Annotated in this window: 11 protein-coding genes; 3 read left to right on the forward strand and 8 right to left on the reverse strand. The window is 72.1% G+C overall.

Translation table 11 applies throughout. The features are described 5' to 3' along the window. Positions 1-76: 76 nt before the first annotated feature. From IEZ05_RS28255 to IEZ05_RS28280, 6 genes are all read right to left on the reverse strand, one after another. Positions 77-1,231: an LOG family protein gene (locus IEZ05_RS28255; protein ID WP_189233087.1), complete on the reverse strand. Its 1,155-nt coding sequence runs from the start codon at positions 1,229-1,231 to the stop codon at positions 77-79. A 26-nt stretch (positions 1,232-1,257) separates the two neighbouring features. Next, positions 1,258-1,665, reverse strand: coding sequence for a VOC family protein (locus IEZ05_RS28260; RefSeq protein ID WP_189233088.1), 408 nt, complete (start codon positions 1,663-1,665; stop codon positions 1,258-1,260). A 107-nt stretch (positions 1,666-1,772) separates the two neighbouring features. Beyond that, positions 1,773-3,251, reverse strand: coding sequence for a hypothetical protein (locus IEZ05_RS28265; RefSeq protein WP_189233089.1), 1,479 nt, complete (start codon positions 3,249-3,251; stop codon positions 1,773-1,775). Continuing rightward, entirely contained in the window at positions 3,233-4,000 is a 768-nt protein-coding gene (locus IEZ05_RS28270; RefSeq protein WP_189233090.1) for an ABC transporter ATP-binding protein, read from the reverse strand. Before IEZ05_RS28270 ends, IEZ05_RS28265 begins: the two co-directional genes overlap by 19 nt. Positions 4,001-4,206: 206 nt before the next feature. Further along, positions 4,207-5,580, reverse strand: a complete 1,374-nt coding sequence (locus IEZ05_RS28275; protein ID WP_189233091.1) for an aspartate aminotransferase family protein — start codon at positions 5,578-5,580, stop codon at positions 4,207-4,209. A 2-nt stretch (positions 5,581-5,582) separates the two neighbouring features. Next, the gene (locus IEZ05_RS28280; protein WP_189233092.1) at positions 5,583-6,098 is read right to left on the reverse strand and encodes an Lrp/AsnC family transcriptional regulator; all 516 of its coding nucleotides are present in this window, start codon (positions 6,096-6,098) and stop codon (positions 5,583-5,585) included. A gap of 200 nt (positions 6,099-6,298) precedes the next feature. On the opposite strand from IEZ05_RS28280, the gene IEZ05_RS28285 reads away from it, so the two are divergent. Continuing rightward, positions 6,299-7,738, forward strand: a complete 1,440-nt coding sequence (locus IEZ05_RS28285) for a gamma-aminobutyraldehyde dehydrogenase (RefSeq protein WP_189233093.1) — start codon at positions 6,299-6,301, stop codon at positions 7,736-7,738. A gap of 159 nt (positions 7,739-7,897) precedes the next feature. After that, positions 7,898-9,088: a polyamine ABC transporter substrate-binding protein gene (locus IEZ05_RS28290; RefSeq protein WP_189233094.1), complete on the forward strand. Its 1,191-nt coding sequence runs from the start codon at positions 7,898-7,900 to the stop codon at positions 9,086-9,088. 95 nt (positions 9,089-9,183) lie between these two features. Here IEZ05_RS28290 and IEZ05_RS28295 read toward each other — a convergent pair whose 3' ends face one another. Both IEZ05_RS28295 and IEZ05_RS28300 read right to left on the reverse strand, forming a co-directional pair. Further along, positions 9,184-9,909, reverse strand: a complete 726-nt coding sequence (locus IEZ05_RS28295; protein WP_229869902.1) for a glycerophosphodiester phosphodiesterase — start codon at positions 9,907-9,909, stop codon at positions 9,184-9,186. Between the two features lie 23 nt (positions 9,910-9,932). After that, complete coding sequence (locus tag IEZ05_RS28300; RefSeq protein WP_189233096.1) at positions 9,933-10,994, reverse strand: adenosine deaminase; 1,062 nt, start codon at positions 10,992-10,994, stop codon at positions 9,933-9,935. A 168-nt stretch (positions 10,995-11,162) separates the two neighbouring features. Between IEZ05_RS28300 and IEZ05_RS36565 the strand changes: the two genes are divergently transcribed. Further along, complete coding sequence (locus tag IEZ05_RS36565) at positions 11,163-12,194, forward strand: DUF4190 domain-containing protein (RefSeq protein WP_229869899.1); 1,032 nt, start codon at positions 11,163-11,165, stop codon at positions 12,192-12,194. The last annotated feature ends 224 nt before the right edge of the window (positions 12,195-12,418 follow it).

The raw sequence follows: 12,418 nt of genomic DNA on the forward strand, positions 1-12,418 counted from the left end.
GCCTCACTGGTCTATAAGCGGGCCATAAGCAGTGTCAACGCATATGCCTGTCAAGGGCGTTGGCTTTGCTCTCTTATTAACCGCCGAGACGTTTCAGCGCCTCGGGAGCCTCCTCGATGCGGTCCACCAGCGCGATCCGGGTCTCCATGGACCGCCCCTCGGCCAGCGACGTCAGCAGCGGCCAGGCCGGCAGCGTCCGCGTCCAGTGCGCCCGGTCCACGAGCACCATGGGGGTGGGCTCACCCCGCGACTCGTAGTAGTTCGGCGTGGCGTTGTCGAAGATCTCCTGTACGGTGCCGGCGGCGCCCGGCAGGAACACCACGCCCGCGGTCGAGCGCGCCAGCAGGCCGTCCTCGCGGGTGGCGTTGGCGAAGTACTTGGCGATGTGCGCCGCGAAGGCGTTCGGCGGCTCGTGGCCGTAGAACCAGGTCGGGATGCCGACCGAGGCACCACCGCGGGGCCAGCGCTCACGCACCTCGAAGGCGGAGCGCGCCCAGTCGGTGACCGACGGCGTGAACGAGGCGACCTTCGCGAGGATGAGCAGGGCGTCGTCCAGCATGCCGTCGCGGAACGGGGCGGCGTACGCACCGAGGTTCGCGGCCTCCATCGCGCCCGGTCCGCCACCGGTGGCCACCGTGAACCCGGCGCGGGTCAGCTCGCGTCCGAGACGCGCGGCGCCCGCGTAGGCGTCGGTGCCGCGGGCCATGGCGTGGCCGCCCATGACGCCCACCACCGGTGTGCCGACGAGGAGCTCGTCCACCGCGTCCGAGACCGCGTCGTCGTGGATCGCGCGCAGCATGGAGGCGAACACGTCCCCGTCCGCCTTGGTGCGCTGGAACCAGTCGTAGGCCAGCGCGTCCGGCGTCGCCTCGTAGCCGCCGTCGAGACAGGCGTACAACTCGTCGGGGGAGTAGACGTGTCCGCGGTAGGGGTCGAAGGGCAGGCCCGGTATCGGCGGGAAGACCAGGGCCCCGGCGGCGCGCACATGGACCGCCGCCCCGGGGGTCATCGGGCAGCCGAGGAAGACGGCGCCCGTGGGGTCCGTGGAGAGCAGGACGTCCGTACGGTCCGTCAGGTCGACGGCCTGGACGCGGTAGTGGGCGAGGGTGCCGTGCACGGAGACGACCTCGTCGAACTCGGCGAGGGTCTCTATCTCCCGGTCGTGCGAGGCGTGGTGGGACTGCGCCTGGGACGGGCACGGCTGCTGGGGCTGGGCGGGTGTCGGATCCACCCGCCCATGCTAGGTCCGCGTCCGGATCAGCCCTCGACGACCGCCGGGTCCATCCACGCGACCTCCCAGGTGTGACCGTCGAGGTCGTCGAAGGCCCGGCCGTACATGAAGCCGTGGTCCTGGGTCTCGCCGGAGATCGAACCGCCCGCGGCGACCGCCCTGTCCACCAGCTCGTCGACCTTCTCGCGGCTCTCCGCGCTCAGCGCGATCAGCACCTCGCTGGCCTTCGTCGAGTCCACGATCTCCTTCTTCGTGAACTGCGCGTACTTCTCCTTGGTCAGCAGCATCGCGATGATCGTGTCGCTGATCACAACCGAGGCGGTGTCCTCGTCGCTGAACTGGGCGTTGATCGTGTAGCCGAGCTCCGTGAAGAACTTCTTCGAGGCGTCGATGTCGTTCGTCGCCAGGTTCACGAAGATCATCTGCTGGTACATGGGGGGCTCTCCCGTCGATGCCGTGCCGGTGTCGTGCCGTTCGCAGAGTTGGACGGGAGGGCGGCGCGGAAATCATCGGTGGACCGCGGAAAATCTCGCGGGATTTTTCAGCGGGCCAGGGGCAGCGCGGCCAGGGCCGCGACGAGGAGGGTCACCGGGCCGAAGACGGCGAGCAGTGCGGTCGCCCGTACGGCGGCGGCGGCGCGCAGCGTCGACCGGGGCGCGCCCAGCCGCAGCAGGGCGGCGGTGGCGTCGACGCGGGTCTGCTTGGCCTCGACGGCCGCGGTGAGCAGGGTGGCCACGGTGGCGCCCGCCACGACCAGGGCGCCGAGGGTGCCCAGGGGGTGGGACCCCGGTCCGTCCCGGCCGTACAGCATCACCGCCGCGTAGAGCGCGGAGGTCACGGCGCAGACGACGCCCAGGGGGCGGCCGATGCGGCTCGACTCCTCCATGAGGACGCGGCCGGCGAGCAGGCGCAGGGCGCCGGGGCGGGCGGCCTGGAGGACGCGGCCGCAGAGGTGGGTGAGGCCGGGGCCGGCGAGGGCGAGGCCGAGGGCGGTCAGGGTCCAGCCGAGGAGGACGCCGGCGGAGGGGGTGGGGTGGGAGGTGGTGTCGCGGGCGTAGGTCTCGACGGCGAGGCCGGCGGTGAGGAGGGCGATGCCCCAGGGGAGGGTGGTGGTGCTGCCCTGGCGGCGGGGGGTGTCCGGCGTGTGGGGCAGCGCGTCCGCGGGAGCCGGGGGGTGGGGGGCGCTTGCCGGTGCGTACAGGGTGCCTCCCCCGGAGGGGGTACGCCCAGCGCCCACCCGTGCCGCCCCGGCGGTGAGACTGCCCGCAGGCTGGGCGACGTGACTGCCCTCAGGCTCGGCGGTGCGGACGTCGGCAGAGACGGCGGTGGCCGTAGCTGCGGCCGGAGAAGCCGAGGCGGCTGCCGCGGCGGTGGTGTCGGTCGTGGCAGGTCTCGGGGCCCAGCGGGCGCCGAAGCGACCGTAGGTGCCGAAGGTTTCGCGGGCCGCGCCCCAGCCGTACGCGCCGAAACGGCCGTAGCCGCGGGTACCGGTGGCGCGGGCGGACCGCGCTTCGCGGGGACGCAGGGACAGGGCCACCGCGGCGGACGCGGTCGCCGGGAGCAGCGTCAGGAGGGTCACGGCCGCCGGGAAGGGGAGGGGCAGGCCGACCGCGAGGGAGTCGGCCGCGGCGCCGCCGAAGGGCCTGGCGGTCAGGTCGCCGCGCAGGTGGAGGAAGGCGAGCAGGGCCACCAGCGAGCCGAGCGCTCCGGCCAGGGCCGTGGTCGTCGCGGAGACGGCCATCAGCCGGCCGGGGCCGAGGCCGATCGCCGACAGGCCGGGGCGGGGCCGGGTGCCCGGGTCGGTACGGGCCACGGCGAGGGCGAAGTACACGGTGGCGGCGAGGGGGGCCGCGCACCAGGCCAGGCGGAGGGCGGAGGCGCCGGGCGTGCCCGGGTGGCCGATCGCGTGGCCGAGGGCGCACAGCAGCAGGAAGCCCGTGCCCGCCGAGAACGCCGCGACCAGCAGGCGGCGCAGCTGGACGGCGAACCGGGCGCGGCGGGTCAGACGGAGAGCGAGCACGCTGCCCGGCCTTCCGTCGCGGAGCCTCCGGAGGCCGCCGTGGTCTCGGACACCGGCGGCAGGTGCACGGTCTTGACCCGCCGCCCGTCGAGCAGCGAGACCGTGCGGTCGGCGAGCGCGGCGGTCTGCGCGTCGTGCGTGGCGAGGACGACGGTGATGCCGTGGGAGCGGGCCGCCGTGGTCAGCGTCCGCAGCACATGGGCGCGGTCGGCACGGTGCAGGGGCGCCGTCGGCTCGTCGGCGAACAGGACCGAGGGGGTGACGGCGAGCGCGCGGGCGATGCAGACACGCTGCCGTTCGGCCTGCTGGAGCTCGTGCGGGCGCCGGCGGGACGCGCCGCCGACGTCGAGGCGCTCCAGCCACTCCAGGGCGGTCGTCTTGGCCCGGCGCCGGCCGGTGCCGCGCAGCATCAGGGGCAGGGCGGTGTTCTCCCAGACGCTGAGCTCCGGGACGAGCACGGGGGAGGGGTCGATCCAGGCGAAGCGGTCGCGACGCAGCCGTTCGCGGCCGATCGGGCCCATGGTGTGCACCGGCACGCTGTTGAACCAGACCTCGCCCTCCTGCACCCGCAGCAGCCCCGACAGACACCGCAGCAGCGTCGTCTTGCCGCTGCCGCGCGGGCCGCTGACGGCGAGGATCTCGCCCTCCCGGACGCCGAGCGAGACGCCCTGCAGCGCGGGAGAGCCGTCGTGGTGCTGGAAGTGCAGGGCGCGTGCCCAGAGCACGTCGTTGTCCGGCGGAGCCTCCATGGGCGTACACCTCGGTTCTGATCCGTTTTCCCCGTCGTTCCCCCGTCCGGGTGAACGAAGGCGGGGCCGATCGGTCACGAGGCACCGTAGGCAGTCGCCGGCGCGCGGCCGGACAGCACGCGGCCCCGGGCCGCCGTTTCTCACTCGAACGGACGGCACCGGGGCCGGTGATGATCATCCGGAAGGATGATCGGAGCGCCGCGGGATCAGAGCTTGGTCCACGCCTCCGTCAGGGTGGCGCGCAGGATCTGCTCGATCTCGTCGAAGGTCTCCTGGTTGGAGATCAGCGGCGGGGCGAGCTGGATGACCGGGTCGCCGCGGTCGTCGGCACGGCAGTACAGGCCGTTGTCGAAGAGCGCCTTCGACAGGAAGCCGTACAGGATCCGCTCGGTCTCCTCGTCGTTGAACGACTCCTTGGTGTGCTTGTCCTTCACCAGCTCGATGCCGTAGAAGAAGCCGTTGCCGCGGACGTCGCCGACGATCGGCAGGTCGAGCAGCTTCTCCAGAGTGGCGCGGAAGTTACCCTCGTTGTCGAGGACGTGCTGGTTGAGGCCCTCGCGCTCGAACAGGTCGAGGTTGGCGATGCCGACCGCGGCGGAGACCGGGTGGCCACCGAAGGTGTAGCCGTGCAGGAAGGTGTTGTCACCCTTGTAGAACGGCTCGGCCAGGCGGTCGGAGATGATGCAGGCGCCGATCGGGGAGTAGCCCGAGGTCATGCCCTTGGCGCAGGTGATCATGTCCGGGACGTAGCCGAACTTGTCGCAGGCGAACGTCGTGCCGAGGCGGCCGAAGGCGCAGATGACCTCGTCCGAGACGAGCAGCACGTCGTACTGGTCGCAGATCTCGCGCACGCGCTGGAAGTAGCCGGGCGGGGGCGGGAAGCAGCCGCCGGCGTTCTGCACGGGCTCGAGGAAGACGGCCGCGACCGTCTCCGGGCCCTCGAACAGGATCTGCTGCTCGATCTGGTCGGCGGCCCAGCGGCCGAAGGCCTCGGGGTCGTCGCCGAAGAGCGGGGCGCGGTAGATGTTGGTGTTCGGCACCTTGTGCGCGCCGGGCACGAGCGGCTCGAAGGGGGCCTTCAGGCCGGGCAGACCGGTGATGGACAGGGCGCCCTGCGGGGTGCCGTGGTAGGCGACCGCGCGGGAGATGACCTTGTACTTGGTCGGCTTGCCGACCAGCTTGAAGTACTGCTTGGCCAGCTTCCAGGCGGTCTCGACCGCCTCGCCGCCGCCCGTGGTGAAGAAGACCTTGTTGAGGTCGCCGGGGGCCTCGTTCGCCAGGCGCTCGGCCAGCTCGACGGCCTTCGGGTGGGCGTAGGACCACACCGGGAAGAAGGCGAGCTCCTGCGCCTGCTTCATGGCGGTCTCGGCCAGCTCCTGGCGGCCGTGTCCGGCCTGGACGACGAACAGGCCGGCGAGGCCGTCGAGGTAGCGCCTGCCCTTGTCGTCGTAGATGTGGGTGCCCTCACCGCGGACGATGGTGGGGACGGGGGCGTTCTCGTACGACGACATGCGGGTGAAGTGCATCCACAGGTGGTCGTAGGCGGTCCTGCTGAGGTCCTTGGGGCTGTCGGTGCTCACGATTATCGGGTTCCCCACATATAGGTCTGCTTCTTGAGCTTGAGGTAGACGAAGCTCTCGGTGGAGCGCACTCCGGGGATGGCCCGGATGCGTCGGTTGATGACCTCGAGGAGGTGGTCGTCGTCCTCGCAGACGACCTCCACCATCAGGTCGAAGGAGCCCGCGGTCATCACCACGTACTCGCATTCCGGCATGGCCGCCAGCGCGTCGGCGACGGACTCCACGTCGCCCTCGACGTTGACGCCGACCATCGCCTGCCGGCGGAAGCCCACGGTGAGCGGGTCCGTGACGGCGACGATCTGCATCACGCCCTGGTCGAGCAGCTTCTGGACGCGCTGGCGCACGGCCGCCTCGGACAGGCCGACGGCCTTGCCGATCGCGGCGTACGGCCTGCGGCCGTCCTGCTGGAGCTGTTCGATGATGGCGAGGGAGACGGCGTCCAACTGGGGTCCGCCGTTCCTGGACTCGCGGGAGTCCTTCGGGTCTGCGCTTCGACTGGCCACGACTTCACTGTGCACGACGTATCGACAGTTTTGCAAGGCGGGATCGATGAAATTCGTTGTCTGAGTGCTTCGAGTGTGCGGATTTCGCAATGCGGGGGGCGCTGGGGGTGTTGAAAACGTCGGGTCTCCGTCTAGGGTGGGTGTCTCAGTGTTTGGGCATCGGCAAGGTCCGAACCGAGAGACCCGAAGTAGACACCGAACTTGGAGGGCCGGCAGTGAGCACCGAGCTGCGTCGTCTGCGCAACTACATCGACGGTGAGTTCCGGGACGCCGCCGACGGACGGACCACCGAGGTGGTCAACCCCGCAACGGGCGAGGCCTACGCGACCGCCCCCCTGTCCGGGCAGGCGGACGTGGACGCCGCCATGGCGGCCGCCGCCGCGGCCTTCCCGGCCTGGCGGGACACCACCCCGGCCGAGCGGCAGAAGGCCCTCCTCAAGATCGCGGACGCGTTCGAGGAGCGGGCCGAGGAACTGATCGCGGCGGAGGTGGAGAACACGGGCAAGCCCATCGGGCTGACCCGCTCCGAGGAGATCCCGCCGATGGTCGACCAGATCCGCTTCTTCGCGGGCGCGGCCCGGATGCTGGAGGGCCGCTCGGCCGGCGAGTACATGGAGGGCCTGACCTCCATGATCCGCCGCGAGCCGATCGGCGTCTGCGCGCAGGTCGCGCCGTGGAACTACCCGATGATGATGGCCGTGTGGAAGTTCGCCCCGGCGCTCGCCGCGGGCAACACGGTCGTCCTGAAGCCCTCGGACACCACCCCCGCCTCGACGGTCCTGATGGCCGACATCATCGGCTCGATCGTGCCCAAGGGCGTCTTCAACGTCGTCTGCGGCGACCGCGACACCGGCCGCCTGATGGTCGAGCACGAGACCCCGGCGATGGCCTCCATCACCGGCTCCGTGCGAGCCGGCATGTCGGTCGCCGAGTCCGCCTCCAAGGACCTCAAGCGGGTCCACCTGGAGCTGGGCGGCAAGGCGCCGGTCGTGGTCTTCGAGGACACCGACATCGCCAAGGCCGTCGGGGGCATCTCGGAGGCGGGCTACTTCAACGCCGGCCAGGACTGCACCGCGGCCACCCGCGTGCTGGTCCACGAGTCGATCCACGACGAGTTCGTGAGCGCCCTCGCCAAGGCCGCGTCCGAGATCAAGACCGGGCAGCCGGACGACGAGGACGTGCTCTACGGCCCGCTCAACAACCCCAACCAGCTCAAGCAGGTCGCCGGGTTCATCGAGCGCCTGCCCGCCCACGCCAAGGTCGAGGCCGGCGGTCACCAGGTCGGCGACAAGGGCTACTTCTACGCCCCGACCGTCGTCTCGGGCCTCAAGCAGGACGACGAGATCGTCCAGAACGAGGTCTTCGGCCCGGTCATCACCGTCCAGTCCTTCCGCGACGAGGACCAGGCCGTGGAGTGGGCCAACGGCGTCGAGTACGCGCTGGCCTCCTCCGTGTGGACCAGGGACCACGGCCGTGCCATGCGGATGTCCAAGAAGCTCGACTTCGGCTGTGTGTGGATCAACACCCACATCCCGCTGGTCGCCGAGATGCCCCACGGCGGCTTCAAGAAGTCCGGCTACGGCAAGGACCTGTCGGGCTACGGCTTCGAGGACTACACGCGGATCAAGCACGTGATGACGTCGCTGGACGCGTGACGCACCCCGCCCGCGCGCGGCCCCGGACGGGAACCCCCGTCCGGGGCCGCGGTGCGTCGACCGTGAACTCCCCCCGCTCGACAGGGTGTCGGACCTGGACCGCGGCGCTCGACGCAGCGTCGATTGTCCGTCCGGCGGCGGGCGCGGCAAGCTGCGGCCATGCCCCTCCTGACGAAGACGCCCTCGTTCTCCCGCCGGAACCTGCTGCGCGGCCTGGGCGGCTCCGCCGTGTCCGCCGCGCTGGCCGGCTGCGGGGTCCCGGCCGCGTACGTCGCGCCGGGTGACCGCGCAGCGGCCGACCGGTCCGCCTCCGAACGGCGGCTCACCTGGGCGAACTGGCCGCTCTACATCGACACCGACGACGAGCACCCGAGCCGGCGGCCCACGCTCGATGCGTTCGGGAAGCGGACCGGGATCTCCGTCGACTACATCGAGGAGATCAACGACAACGACGAGTTCTTCGGCAAGATCAGCCCGTCCCTGATGAACCACCAGCCCACCGACCGCGATCTGATCGTCATCAGCGACTGGATGTGCGGCCGGTTCGTCCGGCTCGGCTGGGTGCAGGAGATGGACCGCTCCCGCCAGCCGAACGTCACCGCGTACCTGGATCCGCTGCTGCGTTCGCCCGCCTTCGATCCGGGCCGGAAGTTCACCGTGCCCTGGCAGTCGGGCATCACCGGCATCGCGTACAACCGCCGCAGGCTCGGCAGGGAGATCCGCCAGGTGTCCGACCTGTGGGCCGACGACCTCAAGGGCCGGGTGACCCTGCTCTCCGGGCTCGACGAGGCGTTCGCGCTGCTGATGCTCGGCAACGGGGTGGACATCACCGACTGGACCGCGGACGACTTCCACACGGTCTGCGACCAGGTGGAGAAGCAGGTCGGCAGGGGCCAGATCCGCCGCTTCACCGGCAACGACTACATCAAGGACCTCTCCAGCGGCGACGTCCTGGCCTGCCAGGCCTACTCCGGTGACGTGATCCAGCTCCAGGCGGACGACCCGGACATCGAGTTCGTCGTTCCCGAGGAGGGCGCCGAACTGTGGGCGGAGTCCCTCATGATCCCGAACCTGGCGGGTCACAAGGCCAACGCCGAGCGGCTGATCGACTACTACTACCAGCCCGAGGTCGCCGCCGAACTGGCCGCCTGGGTCAACTACGTCTGCCCGGTCCCCGCCGCGCGCGACGTGCTCGCCTCCAGCGACGACGAGGAGACCGCCGCCCTGGCCGAGGACCCGCTGATCTTCCCCGATGCGGCGATGCGCCAGCGGCTGGCGATCGCCAAGGACATCCCGGCGGGGCAGCGCGCGGAGTTCGCGAAGCGGTGGAACGGGATCGTGGGCGTGTAGCGGGCCGCGGAGCCTCGCCCCGGGCTCGGATCGGCGGGCGCGGCGACCGTCGTGTCGCACACCGTGGCGCGACGGCTCGTCCGGGCTGCATTCCCTTACGTACGCGGGGACTTCACCGGGATCGCCCCTACGGGGCGGCGTTCCGCGCGCAGGGCGTGCAGCGTGTCGACGCGGTTGGTCGTGATCGAGTCGACCCCCAGGGCCAGCAGGCGCCGCATGGAGCGGCGGGTGTCGGGCGTCCACACGGACAGCAAGTACCCGCCGTCGTGCACGCGTTCGGCCAGCGCCCGGTCCACCAGCCCGAACCGGTAGTTGAGCCATCGCGGCCGGACGGCCGCCAGCAGCGCGGGCCGGGGCGGCGCGGCCGTCGTCCAGGTCAGCGCGATCTCGGCGGCCGGGTCGGCGGCGCGCACGGCGAGCATCGCGGCGGGACCCGCGCAATAGTAGACGCGGTCGTCCGCACCGCACTCGCGCACGGCGTCCACCACCCGGCGTGCCGCGCGCACGTCGGGCGCGCCCGGCAGGTCGAGCATCACCCGGCTGCCGGCGCAGGCGGTCAGCGCCTCCGCGAGGGTCGGCACCCGGCCCTCCGTCAGGTCGTTCACCTCCCGCGCCGACAGTGAGCGCAGCGGCCGGTCCCGCTCCCACAGCCGTTTCAGCGTCTCGTCGTGCAGGAGCACGGGCACGCCGTCCCGGGTGAGGCGGACGTCGACCTCCACCGCGTCCGCGCCGCGGGCCAGGGCGGAGCGCAGGGAGGCGATCGTGTTCTCGCGGAAGCGGTAGGGGTCGCCGCGGTGGGCCACGGCGGTCACGTCACGCAGGGGATTCACGGTGAGGAGCCGTCTCAGGAGGCGAGCCAGGAGGAGGTGTACGTGTCGATCTCGTCCCGCAGCCGGGCCTTGCCGGGCCCGTCCAGGAAGGACGCCTCGACGCCGTTCTTCGCGAGGTCGGCGAGCCCTCGCTCGTCGAGGCCGAGGAGCCGGGCGGCGACGGCGTACTCGTTGTTGAGGTCGGTGCCGAACATCGGCGGGTCGTCGGAGTTGATCGTCACCAGGACACCGGCGCGGGTGAACTCCTTGATCGGGTGCTCGTCCAGGGTGCGCACCGCGCGCGTGGCGATGTTCGAGGTCGGGCACACCTCGAGCGGGATCCGGTGCTCGGCGAGGTGCTCCAGCAGCTTCGGGTCCTGCGCGGAGCTGGTGCCGTGCCCGATGCGTTCGGCGCGCAGGTCGGTGAGCGCGTCCCAGACCGTCTGCGGGCCGGTCGTCTCGCCCGCGTGCGGCACCGAGTGCAGCCCGGCGGCGATGGCGCGGTCGAAGTACGGCTTGAACTGCGGCCGGGGAACGCCGATCTCGGGTCCGCCGAGGCCGAAGGAGACCAGTCCCTCGGGGCGCAGCCGGTCGTCGGTGGCGAGCCGCGTCGTCTCCTCGGCGGACTCCAGCCCGGCCTCGCCGGGGATGTCGAAGCACCAGCGCAGCACGGTCCCGAACTCGGCCTCTGCCGCCTTGCGGGCGTCCTCTATCGCGTCCATGAACGCGCCCTCGTCGATGCCACGCCGGGTCGAGGAGAAGGGGGTGATGGTCAGCTCGGCGTAGCGCACCTGCTGGCGGGCCATGTCCCGGGCCACCTCGTACGTCAGCAGCCGTACGTCCTCCGGGGTGCGGATCAGGTCGACGACGGACAGGTACACGTCGATGAAGTGCGCGAAGTCCGTGAACGTGAAGTAGTCGGCCAGGGCCTCGGGGTCGGTGGGGACCTTGGAGTCGGGGTGGCGCGCGGCCAGCTCCGAGACGATGCGCGGGGAGGCGGAGCCGACGTGGTGGACGTGCAGTTCGGCCTTGGGCAGTCCGGCGATGAAGGCGTGCAGGTCGCGCGGGACGTCGGGGTCGACGAGGTGCTCGGTCAAGGGGTTCCTCCCCGGAACGGCGTCCCGGTGCCGCCCTTGGTGGGGGCGGGTCCCGTGGAACGCGGGTGATCGGCTGATCGGTGACTCGGGATCATCGTAGGCCGGGGCCGTGCGGGACGGGGACGGGCCGTAGCATGACGGGACGTTCGAACAGAGGGGACCCCGCGCATGTCCGACGACGCGCAGCCGCCGCGAGCCGACGCGCAGGCGCCGGAAGCCGCGGGGAACGATCCCACGTCCCGGCCGGCCCCTCCGGGTGCGGGTTCCGGCGGCACCTGGGCCGGTCCGGCCGGCGGGGGAGACGACGGCATCGCGGACGCGGTCCCCGGAGTCGGCCTCGACAAGCCGGACCGCTCGGCGGGGAGCGACGGCCGGCCGGTGCCCGCGGGACAGGACGCCGACGCGGGCCCCGGGGCCGATCCGTGGGCGCCGCCCGCCGGCGGTCCGGGAGACACCCTCGCGTCGAACGGGCCGGCGCCGCGGCCGGCCCCGTCCGTCCACGACCAGCAGACGGTCACGTCCATGCCGGCCGCGGGCATGCAGCCCCCGCCGTGGGCGAACCCCGGGGCCACGACACCGGTGGACGGCACGACGGGCCCCTTCGCGGCGCCGGGTGCGACGGCCCATCCGAGCGCCGCCGATCCCTTCGCGCCGCCGGGGGCGACGCCTCCTCCGAGCGGCGCCAATCCTTTCGCGGCACCGGGTGCGGCGGACCCTGCGAGCAGTGCCAATCCCTTCGCGCCGCCGGGGGCCGCCTCGCCGGCGAGTGGTGCGGCGGGTCCCTTCGCGGCACCGCCGTACGCCGGTCAGGGCCAGGCCGTTCCCCCGCCGCCCATCGCCCCCGACGGCCCCGGCCAGGTGCCCTACGGCTATCCCGGCGGCCACGGCTATCCCGGCCAGGGCGGTTACGCCGGTCCCCAGCCGCAGGGCTACTACGGCTGGCCCGGCATGGCGCCGATGCCGAGCAACGGGATGGGGACGGCAGGTCTCGTGCTGGGCATCGTCTCGGCCGTCGTCTTCTGCCTGTGGCCGCTCGCGATCGTCCTGGGTGTCCTGGGCGTCGTCTTCGGCGCGCTCGGCCGCGGCAAGGCCCGCGGGGGCGAGGCCACCAACCCGGGGCAGGCCCTGGCCGGCATCATCTGCGGAGCCGCCGGCATCGTGCTCGGCATCGGCTTCGGTGCTCTGGTGATCTTCACCTAGCGGTCGCCCTGACGTGCGCCGACTGTAGGGGGGCACGTGTAAGGGGCCGTGTGGCCCGGCGTTGTGGGGTGCCCGGCGCGGGTGCGGGGCACGGGTCGGTCGCGTGGCCCCGCGCTTGCGGGGTGCCGCTGCGCCCACCCGTGCCGCCCCAGCGGCACGACTGCCCGCAGCTACGGCGGCTACGGCTGCCCGTTCCGTAGCTGCGCCGGTCCTCACGCCCGTTC

Origin of the sequence: Streptomyces flaveolus (assembly GCF_014648815.1) — a bacterium.
GTDB lineage: Bacteria > Actinomycetota > Actinomycetes > Streptomycetales > Streptomycetaceae > Streptomyces > Streptomyces flaveolus.